The organism is Citrobacter koseri ATCC BAA-895 (genome assembly GCF_000018045.1).
Classification (GTDB): domain Bacteria; phylum Pseudomonadota; class Gammaproteobacteria; order Enterobacterales; family Enterobacteriaceae; genus Citrobacter_B; species Citrobacter_B koseri.
On the sequence record NC_009792.1, the window covers coordinates 4,014,840 to 4,034,275 of the forward strand.

The 19,436-nt window shown below is 49.0% G+C and carries 19 protein-coding genes, 1 tRNA gene and 3 pseudogenes; 13 read left to right on the top strand and 10 right to left on the bottom strand.

Going from position 1 to position 19,436, the window contains the following annotated elements:
• Positions 1-12: 12 nt before the first annotated feature.
• Both CKO_RS18495 and trmB read right to left on the bottom strand, forming a co-directional pair.
• Positions 13-339, bottom strand: a complete 327-nt coding sequence (locus CKO_RS18495; RefSeq protein ID WP_012135074.1) for a YggL family protein — start codon at positions 337-339, stop codon at positions 13-15.
• Entirely contained in the window at positions 339-1,058 is a 720-nt protein-coding gene (gene trmB, locus CKO_RS18500) for a tRNA (guanosine(46)-N7)-methyltransferase TrmB (RefSeq protein WP_024130937.1), read from the bottom strand. Before trmB ends, CKO_RS18495 begins: the two co-directional genes overlap by 1 nt.
• A 161-nt stretch (positions 1,059-1,219) precedes the next feature.
• Between trmB and mutY the strand changes: the two genes are divergently transcribed.
• The 4 genes from mutY to CKO_RS18520 all read left to right on the top strand — a co-directional run bounded on the left by mutY (position 1,220) and on the right by CKO_RS18520 (position 5,224).
• Positions 1,220-2,272, top strand: coding sequence for an A/G-specific adenine glycosylase (gene mutY / locus CKO_RS18505; protein ID WP_024130938.1), 1,053 nt, complete (start codon positions 1,220-1,222; stop codon positions 2,270-2,272).
• Positions 2,273-2,300: 28 nt separating this feature from the next.
• Positions 2,301-2,576: an oxidative damage protection protein gene (locus CKO_RS18510; RefSeq protein ID WP_012135077.1), complete on the top strand. Its 276-nt coding sequence runs from the start codon at positions 2,301-2,303 to the stop codon at positions 2,574-2,576.
• 97 nt (positions 2,577-2,673) lie between these two features.
• Positions 2,674-3,756, top strand: coding sequence for a membrane-bound lytic murein transglycosylase MltC (gene mltC, locus CKO_RS18515; RefSeq protein WP_024130939.1), 1,083 nt, complete (start codon positions 2,674-2,676; stop codon positions 3,754-3,756).
• 211 nt (positions 3,757-3,967) lie between these two features.
• Entirely contained in the window at positions 3,968-5,224 is a 1,257-nt protein-coding gene (locus CKO_RS18520; RefSeq protein WP_012135079.1) for a nucleoside permease, read from the top strand.
• 72 nt (positions 5,225-5,296) lie between these two features.
• On the opposite strand, the gene CKO_RS18525 is transcribed toward CKO_RS18520, so the two are convergent.
• Positions 5,297-7,432 (bottom strand): ornithine decarboxylase, encoded by a 2,136-nt coding sequence (locus CKO_RS18525; protein ID WP_012135080.1) that lies wholly within the window; start codon positions 7,430-7,432, stop codon positions 5,297-5,299.
• Positions 7,433-7,859: 427 nt separating this feature from the next.
• Between CKO_RS18525 and CKO_RS18530 the strand changes: the two genes are divergently transcribed.
• The 4 genes and pseudogenes from CKO_RS18530 to CKO_RS23660 all read left to right on the top strand — a co-directional run.
• Positions 7,860-8,567, top strand: coding sequence for a DUF554 domain-containing protein (locus CKO_RS18530; protein WP_012135082.1), 708 nt, complete (start codon positions 7,860-7,862; stop codon positions 8,565-8,567).
• A gap of 105 nt (positions 8,568-8,672) precedes the next feature.
• A tRNA-Phe gene (locus tag CKO_RS18535) sits at positions 8,673-8,748 on the top strand.
• A 151-nt stretch (positions 8,749-8,899) separates the two neighbouring features.
• Positions 8,900-9,238 carry an Arm DNA-binding domain-containing protein gene (locus tag CKO_RS18540; protein ID WP_024130940.1) on the top strand — a complete coding sequence of 113 codons (339 nt, stop codon included), beginning with the start codon at positions 8,900-8,902 and terminating at the stop codon, positions 9,236-9,238.
• A 58-nt stretch (positions 9,239-9,296) separates the two neighbouring features.
• Positions 9,297-9,988 (top strand): annotated as a pseudogene (locus CKO_RS23660) (transposase); the annotation flags it as partial.
• On the opposite strand, the gene CKO_RS23130 reads toward CKO_RS23660, so the two are convergent.
• The 3 genes from CKO_RS23130 to CKO_RS22780 all read right to left on the bottom strand — a co-directional run bounded on the left by CKO_RS23130 (position 9,892) and on the right by CKO_RS22780 (position 10,737).
• The gene (locus CKO_RS23130; RefSeq protein WP_012135084.1) at positions 9,892-10,263 is read right to left on the bottom strand and encodes a hypothetical protein; all 372 of its coding nucleotides are present in this window, start codon (positions 10,261-10,263) and stop codon (positions 9,892-9,894) included. The pseudogene CKO_RS23660 and the gene CKO_RS23130 overlap by 97 nt on opposite strands.
• 28 nt (positions 10,264-10,291) lie before the next feature.
• Positions 10,292-10,513: a hypothetical protein gene (locus CKO_RS18555; protein ID WP_012135085.1), complete on the bottom strand. Its 222-nt coding sequence runs from the start codon at positions 10,511-10,513 to the stop codon at positions 10,292-10,294.
• A gap of 65 nt (positions 10,514-10,578) precedes the next feature.
• A complete protein-coding gene (locus CKO_RS22780) occupies positions 10,579-10,737 on the bottom strand; it encodes an AlpA family phage regulatory protein (RefSeq protein ID WP_012135086.1) in 159 nt (52 codons plus the stop codon).
• A 156-nt stretch (positions 10,738-10,893) separates the two neighbouring features.
• Between CKO_RS22780 and CKO_RS18560 the strand changes: the two genes are divergently transcribed.
• Positions 10,894-11,655 carry a lipoprotein YafT gene (locus CKO_RS18560; protein WP_024130942.1) on the top strand — a complete coding sequence of 254 codons (762 nt, stop codon included), beginning with the start codon at positions 10,894-10,896 and terminating at the stop codon, positions 11,653-11,655.
• 152 nt (positions 11,656-11,807) lie between these two features.
• On the opposite strand, the gene CKO_RS18565 is transcribed toward CKO_RS18560, so the two are convergent.
• From CKO_RS18565 to tagH, 4 genes and pseudogenes are all read right to left on the bottom strand, one after another.
• A complete protein-coding gene (locus tag CKO_RS18565; RefSeq protein WP_012135090.1) occupies positions 11,808-12,218 on the bottom strand; it encodes a hypothetical protein in 411 nt (136 codons plus the stop codon).
• Between the two features lie 3 nt (positions 12,219-12,221).
• Positions 12,222-12,467 carry an AcrVA2 family anti-CRISPR protein gene (locus CKO_RS18570; RefSeq protein ID WP_134863651.1) on the bottom strand — a complete coding sequence of 82 codons (246 nt, stop codon included), beginning with the start codon at positions 12,465-12,467 and terminating at the stop codon, positions 12,222-12,224.
• 1,099 nt (positions 12,468-13,566) lie between these two features.
• Positions 13,567-14,217 carry a hypothetical protein gene (locus tag CKO_RS18575; RefSeq protein ID WP_112001559.1) on the bottom strand — a complete coding sequence of 217 codons (651 nt, stop codon included), beginning with the start codon at positions 14,215-14,217 and terminating at the stop codon, positions 13,567-13,569.
• A 58-nt stretch (positions 14,218-14,275) separates the two neighbouring features.
• A pseudogene (gene tagH, locus CKO_RS18580) lies at positions 14,276-15,094 on the bottom strand (type VI secretion system-associated FHA domain protein TagH); the annotation flags it as partial.
• Here tagH and CKO_RS18585 point away from each other — a divergent pair.
• The 4 genes and pseudogenes from CKO_RS18585 to tssI all read left to right on the top strand — a co-directional run.
• Positions 15,092-15,490, top strand: a pseudogene (locus CKO_RS18585) (Hcp family type VI secretion system effector); the annotation flags it as partial. The pseudogenes tagH and CKO_RS18585 overlap by 3 nt on opposite strands.
• A 206-nt stretch (positions 15,491-15,696) precedes the next feature.
• Positions 15,697-16,662, top strand: a complete 966-nt coding sequence (ssp4, locus tag CKO_RS18590; RefSeq protein WP_024130945.1) for an Ssp4 family T6SS effector — start codon at positions 15,697-15,699, stop codon at positions 16,660-16,662.
• A gap of 21 nt (positions 16,663-16,683) precedes the next feature.
• Positions 16,684-17,271, top strand: a complete 588-nt coding sequence (locus CKO_RS23415; protein ID WP_134863647.1) for a hypothetical protein — start codon at positions 16,684-16,686, stop codon at positions 17,269-17,271.
• A 143-nt stretch (positions 17,272-17,414) separates the two neighbouring features.
• On the top strand, positions 17,415-19,415 hold the full coding sequence (gene tssI, locus CKO_RS18595; RefSeq protein ID WP_012135100.1) for a type VI secretion system tip protein TssI/VgrG: 2,001 nt from the start codon (positions 17,415-17,417) through the stop codon (positions 19,413-19,415).
• The last annotated feature ends 21 nt before the right edge of the window (positions 19,416-19,436 follow it).

The following is a 19,436-nucleotide window of genomic DNA, read 5'->3' on the forward strand; positions in this document are numbered from 1 at the left end:
CCGTATGCTTTATTAGTCCCACCAAACGTCGAAAAGTTCGCTGGTGCGCACGTCTTCAAGTTTGTGTTCTTCCAGCCACTTACGCACAATCGCCTGATGTTCTTCGGTGCATTTGCCGATTTCCTGCATGCAGATCAGCCCTTCCCAGGACAGATAACCGCTGCCGTCAAACGCCAGTTTATTTGGCTCAATAACGTCATTGATAAAGTCATCGACAATTTTATCAACCTGCTCTTCAGAAGTGCCTTCCGGGAAACGCCATGCAACCGAAAACCCTAATTCCTGGAATTCGTCGATATGCATTTTTTTACGCAGACGACGACTACGGTTCTTTGCCATTATTTCACCCTCTCGAACATTAAGTCCCATACGCCGTGGCCAAGACGATGACCACGTTGTTCAAATTTGGTTACCGGGCGCGATTCCGGGCGCGGTACATAATCGTTACTCTCTGACAGGTTTTTATACCCGTCGATGGAGGACATCACTTCCAGCATATGCTCCGCATAGGCTTCCCAGTCGGTCGCCATATGGAACACACCGCCCAGCTTCAGTTTGCTTTTCACCAGTTCGGCAAACGGAACCTGAACGATACGGCGTTTATTATGACGCGCTTTATGCCACGGGTCAGGGAAAAAGAGCTGAACCATCGATAAAGAATTGTCAGGAATCATTTTATGCAGCACTTCAACCGCGTCATGACACATCACACGCAGGTTCCCGACGCCTTCTTCGTGCGCAGACGCCAGACATGCGCCAACGCCAGGCGAATGCACTTCAATACCGAGGAAATTTTGTTCCGGGCGGGCTTTCGCCATCGCGACCAGCGAGGCGCCCATACCAAAACCAATCTCAAGCGTAACCGGCGCGTCGCGGCCAAACAGCGTGGCGAAATCCACCGGTTCTTCGCTGAATTCAACGCCCATCACCGGCCAGTAGTTTTCCAGCGCGTGTTCCTGCCCTTTCGTCAGTCGCCCCTGGCGACGAACAAAGCTACGAATTCGGCGCAACGGGCGGCCGTTTTCATCAAATTCCGGTGAAATGACGTCGTTCTTCATAAAAGTTAAGTCTGCTTGTGATTGAGTTCCGAAAACGGGCATTATCCAAAGTTAGTTGCCGGATGCAAGTAAAGGAAGAGAGTGATCACAGGAAAGTTCCGGTTTACACCTCGTTGCCTCTGTGCTGCAATCTTGCCCCCAGCAATTTTAAAGCGGTGACCATGCAAGCGTCTCAATTTTCGGCTCAGGTTTTGGGCTGGTACGACAAATACGGGCGGAAAACCCTGCCCTGGCAAATTGACAAGACGCCCTACAAAGTATGGCTCTCGGAAGTAATGTTGCAACAGACGCAGGTTGCGACAGTTATCCCCTATTTCGAACGTTTTATGTCGCACTTTCCAACAGTGACGGATTTAGCCAACGCGCCGCTGGATGAGGTTCTGCATTTGTGGACGGGCCTCGGCTACTACGCCCGCGCGCGCAATCTGCATAAGGCGGCGCAACAGGTGGCGACGCTGCACGGCGGCCGGTTCCCGGAAACGTTCGACGAGGTCGCCGCCCTGCCCGGCGTAGGCCGCTCCACCGCCGGCGCGGTTCTCTCGCTCTCTTTGGATAAACATTTTCCGATTCTCGACGGCAATGTTAAACGCGTGCTGGCACGCTGCTATGCTGTCAGCGGTTGGCCGGGGAAAAAAGAGGTTGAGAAACGGCTGTGGGATCTGAGCGAGCAGGTTACGCCTGCCAACGGCGTGGCGCGTTTTAACCAGGCGATGATGGATTTAGGCGCTATGGTGTGTACGCGCTCCAGGCCGAAATGTTCGCTGTGCCCGCTCCAGAATGGCTGCGTTGCCGCCGCGAACGAGAGCTGGTCGCTGTACCCCGGCAAGAAGCCAAAACAGACGCTGCCGGAGCGTACAGGCTATTTTTTGCTGTTGCAGCATAATGACGACGTGTTTCTGGCGCAGCGTCCACCGAGCGGCTTATGGGGCGGATTATACTGTTTTCCTCAGTTTGAGGATGAAGATGGCTTACGTCAGTGGCTGGCGCAACGGCATATTCAGGCCGATAATCTCAGTCAACTTAATGCTTTTCGCCACACGTTTAGCCATTTCCACTTAGATATTGTGCCTATGTGGCTTCCCGTGTCTTCATTCACCGTGTGCATGGATGAAGGCAACGCGCTCTGGTATAACTTAGCGCAACCGCCGTCGGTCGGACTGGCGGCCCCCGTGGAGCGTTTGTTACAGCAGTTACGTACCGGCGCGCCGGTTTGAGCACCCCGGTCGATAAAGAGGATTTTTTATGAGCAGAACCATTTTTTGTACTTTCCTGCAACGTGAAGCGGAAGGCCAGGATTTTCAGCTGTACCCGGGCGAACTGGGGAAACGCATCTACAACGAGATCTCTAAAGAAGCGTGGGCGCAGTGGCAGCATAAGCAAACCATGCTGATCAACGAAAAGAAACTCAACATGATGAACGTCGAGCACCGCAAACTGCTGGAGCAGGAGATGATCAACTTCCTGTTTGAAGGGAAAGACGTGCATATTGAAGGCTATACGCCGGAAGAGAAAAAATAAGCATCTCTTGCTGGCAATCTCGTAGGCCGGATAAGGTGCTTGCACCGCCATCCGGCAAAACGATACAACAACAAACACAACACGCACTCCCGGAATGATGAAAAAATTTTTCGCGCTTGCTCTTGTTGCGCCGTTGCTCATCTCCTGCTCCAGTTCGACCAAAAAAGGCGATACCTATAACGAAGCCTGGGTCAAGGATACCAACGGTTTTGATATTCTGATGGGGCAGTTTGCCCATAACATTGAGAATCTGTGGGGGTTCAAGGAAGTGTTGATCGCGGGTCCGAAGGACTACGTGAAGTACACTGACCAGTATCAGACCCGCAGCCACATCAACTTTGACGACGGTACGATCACCGTCGAAACCATTGCCGGAACAGAGCCCGCCGCGCACCTGCGTCGCGCGATCATCAAGACGCTGCTAATGGGCGACGACCCCGGTTCGGTCGACCTCTACTCGGACGTCGATGATATTCAGATCTCCAGAGAGCCGTTCCTGTATGGTCAGGTGGTCGATAATACCGGGCAACCCATTCGCTGGGAGGGACGCGCAACCAACTTCGCTGACTATCTGCTGAAAACGCGTCTTAAGAGTCGCAGTAACGGTCTGCGCATCATCTACAGCGTGACGATCAATCTGGTGCCGAACCACCTGGATAAACGTGCGCATAAATATGTTGGCATGGTTCGCCAGGCCGCACGCAAATACGGCGTCGATGAGTCGCTGATTCTGGCAATTATGCAAACCGAGTCCTCTTTCAACCCGTATGCGGTCAGCCGTTCCGACGCGCTGGGGCTGATGCAGGTGGTACAGCACACCGCCGGGAAGGACGTATTCCGTTCACAGGGGAAATCGGGCACGCCAGGCCGCAGTTTCCTGTTCGATCCTGCCAGCAACATTGATACCGGTACCGCTTATCTGGCGATGCTCAACAATGTCTATTTAGGCGGCATTGATAATCCGACATCGCGTCGTTACGCGGTGATCACCGCCTATAACGGCGGTGCAGGCAGCGTGTTGCGCGTTTTCTCTAACGATAAGGTTCAGGCGGCAAACATTATCAACAGTATGTCCCCGGGCGATGTGTACCAGACATTAACCACGCGGCATCCTTCTGCGGAATCGCGTCGCTATCTGTATAAGGTCAATGCCACCCAGAAATCCTACCGTCGGAAGTAATCTCGCCGTTCCCGCCCCCGATCGCACTGGGGCGGGAAGGCCGAAAAGTGTTAACTCCATCACTCTTTTGCTTTGCAATTAGAAATTGTTTGCAAATATTTGTCACAGGTAACAAAAAATACCCTTTCCTCATTGATAGAATCACATCATATTGCAACGGCAAATGTGCCTTTTAAAACATTCATCCGCTATATGGTGTGAGGAAATTAACATGAATCTTAAGCTGCAGCTGAAAGTCCTCTCCTTTCTGCAGTTCTGCCTGTGGGGAAGCTGGCTTACCACCCTCGGCTCATATATGTTTGTCACCCTTAAATTCGACGGTGCATCCATCGGTGCTGTGTATAGCTCGCTGGGGATTGCCGCCGTCTTTATGCCCACGCTGTTAGGGATTGTGGCCGACAAATGGTTGAGTGCGAAATGGGTATACGCCATTTGCCACGTCGTTGGCGCTGCAACATTGTTCATGGCTGCCGAAGTGACCACGCCAGGCGCCATGTTCTTTGTGATCTTGCTTAACTCGCTGGCCTATATGCCAACGTTAGGGTTGATCAACACCATCTCCTACTACCGCCTGCAATCTGCAGGGCTGGACATCGTCACCGACTTCCCGCCTATTCGTATCTGGGGCACCATCGGCTTTATTATGGCGATGTGGGGCGTAAGCTTCTCTGGCTTTGAACTGAGCCATATGCAGCTGTACATCGGCGCGGCGCTTTCCGTCATTCTGGTACTGTTTACGCTTACGCTGCCGCACATTCCGGTTGCCAGACAGCAGAAGAACCAGAGCTGGACTTCAATGCTGGGGCTGGATGCTTTCGCGCTGTTCAAAAACAAACGCATGGCGATTTTCTTTATCTTCTCCATGATGCTGGGCGCCGAGCTGCAAATTACCAATATGTTCGGTAACACCTTCCTGCACAGCTTTGATAAAGATCCGCTGTTCGCCAGCAGCTTTATCGTGCAGCATGCCTCGGTCATGATGTCGATTTCGCAGATTTCCGAGACACTGTTCATCCTGACCATTCCGTTTTTCTTAAGCCGTTACGGTATTAAGAACGTCATGCTGATCAGTATTGTGGCCTGGATGCTGCGCTTTGGCCTGTTCGCTTATGGCGACCCAACGCCGTTCGGTACCGTGCTGCTGGTTCTGTCGATGATTGTTTACGGTTGCGCCTTCGACTTCTTCAACATCTCCGGTTCGGTGTTTGTGGAAAAAGAGGTACGCCCTGAAATCCGCGCCAGTGCGCAGGGCATGTTCCTGATGATGACTAACGGCTTCGGTTGTATCCTTGGCGGCGTCGTGAGCGGTAAAGTGGTGGAACACTACACCCTGAACGGGATTACCGACTGGCAGACCGTGTGGCTGATTTTCGCAGGCTACTCTCTGGTTCTGGCCTTTGCGTTCGTGGCGCTGTTTAAATACAAACACGTTCGCGTTCCGGCAGGCGCGCAGACTATCGCGCATTAATCTTTACGCCGGATGGCGCTAATGCTTATCCGGCCTACAAGGGAGTCGCCCCGTAGGCCGGATAACGCGAACTTATTTCAGCACATAGCCATACAGACGTTTAATCCCATCGGCATCAGTCTCGCTGTAAACCCCTTGCAGTTCCGGTGAGAAGCCGGGTAGCAAATTGACGCCCTCTTCCAGCGCCAGGAAGTAGCGCTGCACCGCCCCACCCCACACTTCGCCCGGCACGACGCACAGCACACCCGGTGGATATGGCAGCGCGCCTTCTGCCGCGATACGCCCTTCAGCGTCACGAATACGCACTAACTCAACATCGCCGCGAATAAAAGCGCTATTGGCATCCTGCGGATTCATCGCCACCGCAGGCAGGCTCTCTTTGCGGAACATCGCTTTTTGCAGATCTTTCACGTCAAAACTGACGTACAGATCGTGCATCTCCTGGCATAACTGGCGCAGGGTGTAGTCGCGGTAACGTACCGGATATTTGTTAAAGATGGTCGGCAGCACATCCGCCAGCGGCGTGTCGTCTTCGATATGTTGTTCGAACTGGGCCAGCATCGCCACCAGTTGCGCCATTTTGGCTTCGCTTTCGGCAGGCGTCAGCAGGAACAAAATCGAGTTGAGATCGCATTTTTCCGGCACGATGCCGTTCTCACGCAGATAGTGCGCCAGAATAGTGGCCGGGATACCAAAGTCGGTATAGCGCCCGGTTTCAGCATCAATGCCCGGCGTGGTCAACAGCAGTTTGCACGGATCGACAAAATACTGATCCTCCGCATAGCCTGCAAAGCCATGCCATTTCGCCCCGGGTTCAAAGCTGAAGAAGCGTCGATCGCTGGCAATCAGTGCCGTTGGATGCTCCTGCCACGGCTTACCGTCCACAAGCGGCGGAATGAATGGCTGAAGCAGTTTGCAGCGGGCGAGTATCGCCTTGCGCGCCTCGATGCCCAGCGCCACACACTCTGCCCACAGGCGGCGACCGCTCTCCCCTTCATGGATTTTGGCATTGACATCCAGCGCAGCAAACAGCGGGTAGAACGGACTGGTGGAAGCATGCAGCATAAAGGCGTTATTCAGGCGCTTGTGCGGGCAAAAACGCGCCTGACCGCGAATGTGGTTGTCCTTTTTGTGAATCTGCGAGGTTTGCGAGAAACCAGCCTGCTGCTTGTGTACCGACTGCGTAACAAAAATCCCCGGATCGTTTTCGTTCAGCGCCAGCAGCAGCGGCGAACCGTCCGCCATCATCGGAATAAATTGCTCATACCCGACCCAGGCGGAGTCAAACAGGATGTAATCACACAGACTGCCGATTTTGTCGATAACCTGACGGGCGTTGTAGATCGTGCCGTCATACGTCCCCAGTTGAATGACAGCCAGACGAAACGGGCGCGGCCGATCGGCTTTCTGCGGGGCGACCTCGCGGATCTGCTCACGCAGGTATGCCTCGTCAAAACAGTGCTCATCAATGCCGCCGATAAAACCAAACGGGTTGCGCGCGGCTTCGAGATAGACCGGCGTGGCGCCCGCCTGAATCAACGCCCCGTGGTGGTTTGATTTATGGTTGTTACGATCGAACAGCACCAGATCGCCGCGCGTCAGCAGCGCGTTGGTCACAACCTTATTCGCCGCCGAGGTGCCATTCAGCACGAAATACGTTTTATCCGCATGAAAGACTTTCGCCGCAAACTTCTGCGCATGCTTGGCCGATCCCTCATGAATGAGCAGATCCCCCAGCTTTACGTCCGCGTTGCACATATCCGCCCGAAAGAGGTTTTCGCCGAAGAAGTCATAAAAATGCCGACCGGCCGGGTGTTTTCTGAAAAACTCACCGTGCTGATGGCCCGGGCAGGCAAAAGTGCTGTTACCCATATCGACATACTGGGTCAGCGTGTCATAAAACGGCGGCAGCAGATTCTCTTCATAACGGCAGGCGGCCGATTCCAGTTCCAGCCAGTCCTGCGCGTTGCCGCTTATCACCGCCTCAACACCGGCAGGCGCATCAACATGATCGTCAGAGAGAATAAACACCGGCAACTGAAAACCGGTGCGTTTAAGCAATGCCAGGATGCCGCTGCGACTGTCTGCAACGGTAATGACGACTGCCGCGACATCAGTAAAGTCAGTGCCATCCAGCGCCACCACATGGCGGTGAGTAGACAAGCGAGAGACCAGTTCACCACTGGCGGCAATATTCATTGATTTCATAAGCGCAAAAACCCGTTTCGGGAGAATAGAAGTCCCGGGCAAGGTAACATTACCCTGCCCCACGAAATGTTGGGTCAAACTGGTCACCAGCTCCGACCGCCAGACATCAGTAAAAGCAGACAGCCTCTGATCTTACTGTTGTCCCGCAGTGAGCGTGCGCTGCCCTCACCGCATGGTGAGAGAATGAAGGGAGATCAAAGAAAGGGGCAATCGTCGCGCAGAAAGGCGAAGTTGAAGGCGATGTAAGGGTAATATGATCATCCCAGGCAGCCCCGTACAAACAGGAGAAAATTCGCGCAATCATGGCACCTTTCCCCTGGGGGCGCAAGATCAAATCCCGGACATACGCGCCATCGACAAACGCGCATAATGCGTGATATTCGGGGCATAATAATGCAATCAGATAAAACAAATAGCAGGAGCGACTGTGGTAATCGGGCCTTTTATTAACGCCAGCGCCGTTTTAGCTGGAGGCGTGCTTGGCGCGCTTCTCAGCCAGCGTTTACCGGAACGGATTCGTGTCTCAATGACCTCTATTTTCGGGCTGGCATCGCTGGGGATCGGTATTTTACTGGTCATAAAATGCGCTAACCTTCCGGTGATGGTTCTGGCGACAATCATCGGCGCGCTTATCGGCGAGTTTTGTTACCTGGAAAAAGGCATCAACACGGCGGTGACGAAAGCGCAGCAACTGATTAAGAAACCGGGGAAGAAAGCCGTCCACGACACCTTTATTCAGAACTATGTCGCCATTATTGTTCTTTTTTGCGCCAGCGGAACCGGCATTTTCGGCGCGATGCATGAAGGCATGACCGGCGACCCGAGCATTCTCATCGCAAAATCGTTTCTCGATTTCTTCACGGCCATGATCTTCGCCTGCTCGCTGGGAGTCGCCGTCGCCGTTATTTCCGCCCCTATGTTGGTTATCCAGCTATTGCTCGCCACCTGCGCAGCCTTAATTTTACCGCTCACCACCCCGGCGATGATGGCAGATTTTAGTGCCGTAGGCGGATTACTGCTGCTGGCGACCGGTCTACGTATTTGCGGAATCAAGATGTTTGCGGTGGTCAATATGCTCCCCGCCCTGCTCCTGGCGATGCCGCTTTCCGCCGCGTGGACCGCGTTTTTTGCCTGAAAATGCGTGCAATACCAACAATCTGGTGATAGATTGTGCAGTCTGCATGGATTTGAAGAAATTTCGTTGACGAAACGAAGCGAATCGGTTTTAATGCGCCCCGTTGCCCGGATAGCTCAGTCGGTAGAGCAGGGGATTGAAAATCCCCGTGTCCTTGGTTCGATTCCGAGTCCGGGCACCACTTTCTTGCTTGTTTTGCGCGTTTCTATGAATCTCTATATGTAGCGGGTTCAATAAGTTAGCGGAAAACTCTTCCCAGCGGATATCTATTTATCTGTCTGTATCTGGGGCTTTTGGTGGTCAACCTGGTTCGATAAAGGAATGCCCCCCAAATGGCATTAACCGATAAACAAGTCCGCAGTGCAAAACCCTCTGATAAACCCTACAAGCTCGTTAACACGCTCGATTTGTATCTTCCCGGTTCCCTTATCTGGTATCTCAAATATCGTTTTGAGGGAAAAGAATCAAGAGTGCCACTCGGTTCTTATCCCGAAACCTCACCCGCCCTTGCCCGCGAAAAACGCAATGCCACTAAACGGATACTAAAATCAGGTTTAAATCCTTCACAACAGTGTCGGTCTGAAAAAATCATTGTTGATGAATCTCTGACGTTTCAGTATATCGCCACCCTGTGGCATACAGATTGCCTGAGACTTGTAGTGGCTCAGTAATTCCGGACACCTCAATAGCCTGTTAATTGTAACAACAGTAAATTGAGGTAAGCGAATAATGACCCAACGTAAACAAACCAAACGCCGTTTTTCTCCCGAATTTAAGCTCGAAGCGATTGAACAGGTTGTTAAATATCAACAGTCTGCTGTTGAGGTCGTTCATACTCTTGAACCAGACCCCAGCCAATTACGTAAATGGATACGTCAGTATTAGGCCGAAGTGAGTGACGTGACGCCGGATAATCCTGCTCTGACGTCCGAGCAACGTGAAATCCAGTCACTGAGGGCGCGAATTAAGAGACCAGAAATGGAAAAAGAAATACTAAAGCAGGCAGCCGTGTTGATGAGCGAAATACCCGTCAAATCTATGCATTAATCACACGGCTGAAAGCAAAATGGCCGGTGATTGAGTTGTGTCGTCTGCTGAAAATAACGCGTAGCGTTTACTATGCATCGCTAAAGCGGTCGGTCGATATAAGCCGACTGCATCTGAGAAGCCGTTTGCGGGAGTTACATCAACAGAGCCGGGGGTCAGCCGGAAATCGAACCCTGAGTCTGCTAATGCGTCGCTCCGGTTATAACGTGGGACGTTGGCTGGCTCGTAGGTTGATGCAAGAATGTGGTCTGGAGAGCCGCCAACCAGGGAAACATCCCTACCGAAACGTCGGGGAAGAAACATCTGCCTCCCCGAACTTGCTGAAACGGCAGTTCACACCGACGCAAGCAAATCGAGTCTGGAGTTGCGATATCAGGACGTAGATACCGAGTATTGAGGTGCGCTTTTGTGCGCGGGCATCTGTCACCAGTACAACCGTGTTATAGTCAATATTCAGCGTCTGGCTGCTCAGGTCGGTCAGTTCATCCTGAATATGCTCCTGTGAGAATCCCGTTGTCGGGCCATTAAACGATATCAGCGCCATCACGAAAATATCATCAAATAACGGCAGGTTACGTTCAACGGGCGATGGTAATTCCTGGCAGGCTTTATCCCAGAATTTTTCGGTACTGGAACGAAGAGTCAGCATTTTTACAGTTTCATTTTTCGAACACCCTTTATTGATACTCTGAAAGACGGATATTTCCACCGTTGGCGATAATATAAAACAGCTCTCCCGGACGCTGGGTGATCTGCGGTGGATGTTCCAGCCCACGATGGCGAATCGACTCTTTAATTTCATCGTAATTCGGATTACAGGTAATACGAGGATTTAAATCAAATGCCCACAGTTGATCCAGTGCAACAGGCATGAGTATGCCCTGATCAATGTTCATCATTATGATCCTGAATAAGTCAGTGAGTAACAGAAAGACGGTCAGCGACTGTTTATTTTCGCATTAATCTAATCATCAATCTCCGATTCAAGCCAGACCACACTGGCAGGCCCAATCCTGACGGATTTGAGGAAATGTCCCGTTTTCATGTAGGCGTAAACCTGAGAACGCTTGAGACCGATTTTATCCAGAACCTGTCGCAATCGCAGGAATCGATGAGAAACCAATCAAAAATAAACAGAAAATATCAAATTAGATCATTTCATTTGATTCATGAATATAAAAACAATTCTCCTAAAATTATCAACAATAGGATATAGTCATAACAACAACCAGAGCTTTATAATTACATCCACATCTAACATCCATTTTCAGGAAAATATATGAAAATCTGTTCAATGATATGTTTATGCGCCGCAATATTTTTATTGAGTGCCTGTATCCACTCCCCAATTGATGCAAATAAAAAAGCCCTACCCAGAACGGAGAGTGGCATCAGTAAAAATACTCCCAACCAGTTAACAGATAAAGATATCTTCGGCAACGAGACCACGCTTGCCGTTTCAGAAGAAGATATCCAGGCCGCACTGGATGATGAGAAATTCAGCGTCCCGCTGAACTCTGCCGTCATTCTGGTCCAGTCTGGCAATCGTGCACCAGAAATGATCATGCAGCAAGAAATGAATCGCTATTACCGGATATCAACATTTTCAGGTATCCCCGACAGGCAAAAAGCTATTTCCTGTAATAAGATGAAAAACGAAGAAGGAGAAGCCGTCAACAGCGAAAATATGAATTATATGCAGGCCCTACGTTATATTGCGGCAAAAGGACAACAAAAAGCGATCATTGTTTACTGGGATACGCTACAACTGGGGAAATATAATACTGCGACAAAAACCACTGTCTGGTCGGATTTCCGAAACGAAACGTTGTCTGATTCAGTCTCGTTGCGCTACCTGGTGCGTTTCGCCCTCGTGGATGTGGCGACGGGAGAATGGGCAACCTGGTCTCCTGTTAACTACGAAGATAATATTCTCCAGCCACTCACCGGAAGAACACCGATCACAGAACAGCAGATCGCTCAGTTAAAGCAAAAAACCTTTGCCACAGTGATTAAAGACCTGGCAAACCGCTATCAGTAATTAACACCTTCACTTCGCCTGCCGCCAATAATTTGTGGCGGCAAAATTTCCTGTTCTCTGAGCCATCTCTTTTTCCAGACCAGAAGCCATGCCAGCGTCCACTCCGCAAATGGGCACGAACCTGCCGCCCACTCACAGCACTGACCGCAGCATCATCGAATGCCGCTCCGTATTCTCACCGACAGTCCAGTACCGGGGCCATTCGCCGGAAAAAGTCTGAATCCCTTTTTAGTTTTCACCAGTTTTGAGCAAGTCGGGTACGTAACAGGTTGACACTCACTGTCAATTTCAGGCTCGCCAGAACAAATAAACAGCAAAATTGACAATAATTTGCTGATATAGTCCGACTTTCTTTTTAGATAATCGTTGATGTAACCGGATTTTTTCAGCGATTCAATAACGTCAGGCGTCATACCGCTACTGCCCTGGCCGTCACTGAACATCTTTTCCTGGAAAGCTTTGATGGAACCGGTTTTAAGGGCAAATAATTCAGTCCGTATACCGTTCTGCCCGTTCAGAAGCAGATAAAGATTTCTGCCATTCTTAATATCCTGACTGACCATAGATCAGAATCCATACAACGGTTCCCCGTCCATAATCATCCCCGGTGTTCTGACGTAAATACACCATTCCGGAAGCTGCAAAAACACATCCATCGGCAGCGAGTCAGTGATGGAGGTTTCTGTCAGGGCATTCAGCAGTGCCGGATGAACAGAGTAAATCCCTTTGCTATATCGCCAGGTACCCAGCACCTGGCGTTTTTGTATATACCGCCACATTTCTCTGGTGAACTGACTACGTTGTTTACCCATAAACAACATTGTCCAGTGACTTTCCGGAAAAAAAACACCAGTATGGCCAGTCGGGAATTTCCCGGCCTTTCATTAACCGGACTTTTTCAATTCCGCTAATAGCTTCCGGATAACGCTTACAAAAAGCGTCAGCGATCCCGACAGGGTTAAACATAAAATTATTCATGGATATTCCCAATACTTACCCTACAGATCATCATCATTACCAAAAATAAATATTGAGACTATAGCCAAAACAAATGAAACAATTAAAGGCATCGGAAAAAATAATATATCAATATAATCAGGAAAATATACCGCAACTACAACTAAAATACCGACAAGAACCCACCCAATGATATTAATAATCAAGACCTATTTAATTAAATTCCTTACCTTCTTGACTAACCAAAGAATTAAATTTTTCATTTATCGCCTCTTGGATAAACCTGATTTTCGGCGGTCGGGAACCCATTTCATTTATCCTGAGTCATGGACACTCCCTGCGTTCTGACGAAAACAGATCACTCCTAAAATCGCAAAAAAACCTCCAGAAAGCAAATTACAGACAGGCATATCCAGAGATGCATTTACAAAAAATATCGGTATCCTCAACCAGTTAGAATATAAAAAATTCATATATATCATCCTATTTTCGTTATCAGTCTTTAGGCATAAGATAAATGATGGCGCAGATAATTAGCGGCACTCCAATCAATATTGGAAGAAATAACATATCAAAATAATCTGAAAAAAACGTCAGTACAATAAACCAAAGACCAATAACAAATATAACTGGTAACACACGGGAGGCAACATCTTGAACAATTGCGCCCCCCGTCGAATAAATTCTTTCACTTTATCATCTCCTTGAAAAACCGCACTGCATCTTCTTCAGTCGCAAAGGCATAATCACCCTGATATATTGCAGATGGAAGATATTTATCAAAGAGAAAGAAAAACATTTCCAGATTATTGATATACAGTAAATGATAGAGTTTTGGGTTACATAATTTTAGCCTTTCAATAAGGCCAGTGGCTATCGTAATTCTACCATAGGCAGAAAGAACACCAACGACTCTCCCTCCCCATCCAGTTAATACATCTTTTACGGACTTACTCAGGCTTGCCGAACCGGCAATATAGGTCCAGCAGTGTACGCCAGAATTCCTTGTGTAACCATATCTGTAGCCATATGAACAGCCCCCTTCACGGCCATCTTCTGTAACCTGGCTGTAACAGGATATATGGATTCTCCGATCAGATTCTCAAGAATCTCCTCTTTTTCGTCGAGATCCTGAAGTCGCCGTAAAACCTCTTCGATTTTCCCATCATCAAGTTCAAAATTTTGGCACAATGAAGATGAATAATTCTTACAGTCGGCCATATACCAGATTATTTTCGCCAGTATTCTGAGCTGCATTTTATCATTATATCTTTGAAGAACGTAAACAATACACAAATACAACATATCAAGAATGGCATCAGTACGTTTTATTAACTCGATGATACATATTGCCATTCTTTGATCATAATAACGTAGCCCATTACAGGTTTCATTATCTCCCAGAAACAAGCAAACTCCTCTTCCTGCCAGTCGCCCTGCGCCATTACTCAGTGACGTTAGTGTATCCATAACATTGTCACTGAATCGTTCACTGAAAGCACCCACGACTTTCTCCAGTGACAGGGCCATAGATTGGTTACGTAGTTCCTGTTGAAGGTATGCTTTTACATACAACGAATTGTTCGTTCTCATCAGATAGCCCATTTTTCACTCCTGATATGAAATGGTTAAAATACCCGCTCGCTCCACAGACTGTATGCACTGGTTCCCGCTGCTTCTCACGTAATACCCGGTCGTACACCTGGGCATAGACTTCGTTAAACAGCATGGCGAAACCCTGCTGCCTGTCCGACGCCAGTTCAGCGTAATAATGGCGGTACATGCCCCATGCTCCGGCATCATCCAGCTCGCGGCGCAGCTCATGGCTGCGGCGGTACTGAACAAAACGGCGTAGCAGACTCTGCGGCGAGAAGGCCTCAAGCATCACCCGCAGCGCTTCGGCAATCGCAGCCCGGTTGGCTTCTTCGTGGTGGCGGACGTTTCGCAGGCTTTCGCGAATGGCGGCAGGTGCCGCCAGATGCACCGGACTTTTACCTTCAGCGAACATCACCTCCAGCACGGCGGCATAGTCCAGATTCAGGCGCAGCGGGTTATCCTCCAGCGGGCGCAGGTGTTTGTCCGACAGACTGTTCTGGCTGTGCTGCAAATCCAGCAGCCCCTGAATCGCGGCCTGCAGGGCGCGTCCGCTCTCTTCCAGGAAAGCGTCGGCATCCTGCGAATTGTGCACGCTGAGCGAACTGCCCAGTCCGCGCAGCAGCGGCGTCACCGCCAGATGTTTCTGCGCCGTTTGCGCCGGAGTGAATTCGTCTTCATCATGCGGATCGGCATAAACCGGCGGCAGATCCATAAACGCCGTGTCGATCCCGCCGTTCGCCCGCAGATCGGAAAGCGGTACGGTTTGTTGCCCGTTAGCCAGGGATGAGACTGTCAGACTTTCACTTTGTAGTACCTGCAAAGGATCGGAGGAAAAACTGTTCACCACCGTGGACGTCAACTGATGACGCTGCTGCATCCCCGGATACAGGAATTCAGCCATAACGTTACCGTCCCGACCGATCCACAATCAGGTCAACCAAGCGGCCAGCGTTCTCATAAGCCGTTTATCTTCACCGTTGCGCTGAACAAAGCGGTTCCACTGCTGTACAACGCACTGGCTTCCGGTGAAATGCTGCCGACGACAGAACTACACTGGTATCGCACTTCTGTGGAAGGTAAACAGGAGCACTTCTTCACCACCCGTCTGACCGACTCCACCATTGTCGATATCGACTGCACTATGCCGCACTGCCAGGACGACACCAAACGTGAGTTCACGCAACTGGTTAAAGTTTCTCTGGCTTACCGCAAAATTGAGTGGGAACACGTTTCTGCCGGTACTTCAGGCGCTGATGACTGGCGTGCGCCGCTGGAAGCTTAAGTCTTAACCTACAGCACTCTTGCTAAAGGCAGAGTGCTGTTTCGATTTCGTCCAAATATAAAAAACAGTGTCGGTACAAAATTACCTTTTGCAAACGAGAGATGGCGGATGCCGGAGACTTCGGCGGTAGCGTGCAAAAAAACAAGCGTAACGTTGTACGGTCATTGCAACTAATTCAGTTAGTGAATTGATAATGTGAGGGCAAGGTGTCTCATTTATTTTATCCTGAAGGTAATGATTTACCTGGCTATGAGTGGTCACGCCTACTGGGTCAAACTCAGGGAACGGATTTTAATTTCGCCGCACTGGCTGATGCTCTTGATTGTCAGCGTGATTTTTATGGTGCAGGTATTATATACAATGACGGTTATCGCTCATTTTTAGTTCGCCCCTCAAAACGTTCCCCCACTCCGGGCCTGAATCAAATAACCCATGTCATTGTGACTCAAACCACGCAATTATCTCGTGAAGGGATGGAGAAAAGTGTCAAAGAAGCCGTAAAAGATCCATCAATTGGAATAGAAATTGCGTCAACGGCACTATCCTGCGGAGCCTGTATACTCACGGCTGTTGCATGTGCTGCGTCTATGACCGCCGTACCGCTTACTGGCGGTATGAGTACACCTCTGGCAGTATTCGCGACTGCCGGAACGATTGCTACAGCAGTACAGTGTGCTAATGGCCTATGGCGTTTGTATGATATAGGACTTAACGATGCCCAAAATGTTGACTGGATTGATCAGCAGGGATGGTACACGGCCACCTCCACTGCACTTGATTTAATTTCACTGGTCTCGCTTGCCGGTCCACTAAAAGAAGTGATCATGACATACAAGGTGATGAAATCGACCTCTTCAATGAAAGTGATCGACTGGTTAAAACGTTACCCCAGAATGGAGCGAGTTCGTCTGACTGAAGCTATCATAAAACAACTTAACCCAGGGATATCTAACAAAACGATGAAAGCGATGATCCGCGCAGGAAAATATCCCAGACGATATCCTACAGAAGGACTTCACAGAGAGTTAATAAAACAACTCATCAGCGCGATGACCAGCACAATGGCGGTTTCTGGAAGTGCGGTCAGTGGTGTTATACATTCACCGGAAAGTATCAGCACCTCCGGTGAATATGTTTTTGGGTTATTACAGTCTGTGGACACTATTAATTAAATGAATATAACGAGAGTATTATTGGGTGCACAGTTCCTGCGATTAATTCATGAAGGAAAACAAACTGACTGCTTGATCAAAAATGGAGGGGCGGCTTTACTCAAACAATCTACCCCGGAGCAGGAAAATGCACTCAATCTTCAATGGTTCAGACTTTCAAGCCCCAACCCTATTTCAATTGGGGTTATAGTTATGTTATTAGTAGCCTCCATCGCATGGGAATGGACGCCTATAATATATTTCTTCAACCTTCCTGTTGATACAAGCACGATATTATGTCTATCTATTATGCCTATTGCTGGTGTATACTCCGCTTTTATACCCTATGGATTAGGACGAGGTTATACCAGTGGATTAACCCTCATACGCTATTTTTATTTTTTTAATATATTATTAACATCAATCACCTTTATCCTAACACTCGTACAACCAGTAGAGTTTTATGAATTTATGAGGAAATTGAGTTTCTTCTCATTACAATTACTGATCCTTTATTTGTCTCGATACACTATAAATAGCAAATCATTTTATAGAATAATTTCATTTCTTCGCACTTTACGTCTGATTCTGGAAGCTAAAAAAGAAAGAGAAATGCTGCAAAAAAAATAGTAAATAATTCTCCTCGCATAGTGCTCTATTCTTATGATCATTCATCGCGCCCATATTAAGCATTCCTTAATTCAGGTATTACAACGTCTACATCAAGTAACTTATCAACAACATGAGTATTTTTTCGTCCTCAGGGAGATTATATGTCATTAAAAGGACTGCGCTTTACGTTAAATGTTGATGGTCAGGCAGAGACAGCGCTGGCCGTGGTAGATTTTACTCTTTACCAGCAATACTCTGGTCCATTTGTGATGGAGGTAAATGTTTCCAGTACTCAATTCACTCTAGTGGCTTCGGATTTTCTGGAAAAAAATGTCGTTCTGACTATCTGGCAAGGTAATACTCCACAACGCTATATCAACGGCATTGTCACTGCAATGGTCCAGGGAAATAACAACGGATGGCAGACAAATTATCATCTGACCATTTCCCCTCCACTTTGGCGCTGTGGTTTGCGCAAGAACTTTCGTATTTTCCAGCAACAGGACATCCAAAGCATCTCTGATATTCTACTGAGAGAAAATGGTGTAACAGAATGGAAGTCCCACTTTTATGAAAACCACCCGCCACGTGAATTCTGCGTACAGTACGATGAGTCAGATCTCGCTTTTCTGACACGATTGTGGTCTGAAGAGGGAATCTTCTTTTTTGAAAAACTGTCCCCAGACGCTAATGGGCCGCAGCAGACGCTGACTCTATGCGACAATGTTGCTGGATTGCACACCATACCCACTCCAATCCTATTTAACCCAAACGCAACAACGGAAGTCACCCCTAAATCCATTAGTTTGTTCCGCTATGAAGCTACTGTCACACACTCTTCAGTGCAGAGTCAGGACTACACCTTTAAAGTTCCTGGCTGGCCGGGACTCTATACTCATAAAGCTGGCAATCTTAACGGCCAGCGGTCACAGTACGAAATTTTTGATTATCCGGGCCGTTTTAAAGATGAACAACACGGTCAGAATTTCACCCGCTACAAAATAGATGGCTGGCGCAGCAGTGCCGAAACGGCCACTTGTGCCAGTAATTCCCCCAAACTATGGCCTGGTACACGTTTTACCCTGTCAGGACACCCAACAGCCGACCTTAACCGAGAGTGGCAGGTGGTGAGTAGTACGCTGACGGGGATACAACCTCAGGCACAGCACGGTAGTCAAGGACAGGGAACCTCATTCACCAACGATTTTACTGTAATACCAGCGGATCGAACCTGGCGTTCACAACCATCACCTAAGCCCAAAGTTGATGGACCACAAAGCGCTATCGTAACCGGCCCCGACGGAGAAGAAATTTTCTGCGACGAGCATGGTCGGGTTCGTGTGAAATTTCACTGGGACAGAAACAGCCCCAAAAGCAGTGAAGACAGCTCCTGCTGGATACGAGTATCGCAGGCATGGGCGGGTTCAGGATTTGGCAATCTTGCTATTCCTCGTGTGGGCCAGGAAGTGATAGTGGATTTCCTCAACGGCGATCCGGATCAGCCAATCATCATGGGACGCACCTATCACCAGGACAATCGTTCTCCTGGCGACCTTCCAGGCACAAAAACGCAAATGACCATTCGCTCTAAAACTTACAAAGGCGAGGGGTTCAATGAACTGCGTTTTGAAGATGCCACTGCAAAAGAGCAAATCTATATGCATGCCCAGAAGGACATGCAAACAGAGGTGCTGAATGACAAAACTACCACAGTAAACCACGACCATAACGAAACGGTGAAGAACAACCAGACGATCACTGTGGGTGTCGGGCAGACCATTAACGTTGGTAGCAAGAAAGAAGATGGACATGACCAAAAAGTCACAGTCGCCAATGATCAGACCATCACCGTACAAAATAATCAGAAGCTGGAAGTCACAAAGGATCGAGAGAAAAACGTCGGAGGCAACCAGACGGTCACCATCACGGGTAAAGATACGGAAACGGTGACAGAAGATCAGAATGTAACCGTCAAGAAAAGCTACACACTCAATGTCACTGACGATACAAAAATCATTTCGGGTAAATCCATTGAACTCATCTGCGGCCCCTGCTCCATCAAAATGGAGCAAAGCGGGACCATCACCATTTCCGGTCTGAAGTTTAACTTTACCGCCAATGGTCCGGTGGAAATCAAGGGCGAAGATGTGGACATCAACTGAGGAAACGCAAATGGAATTTCG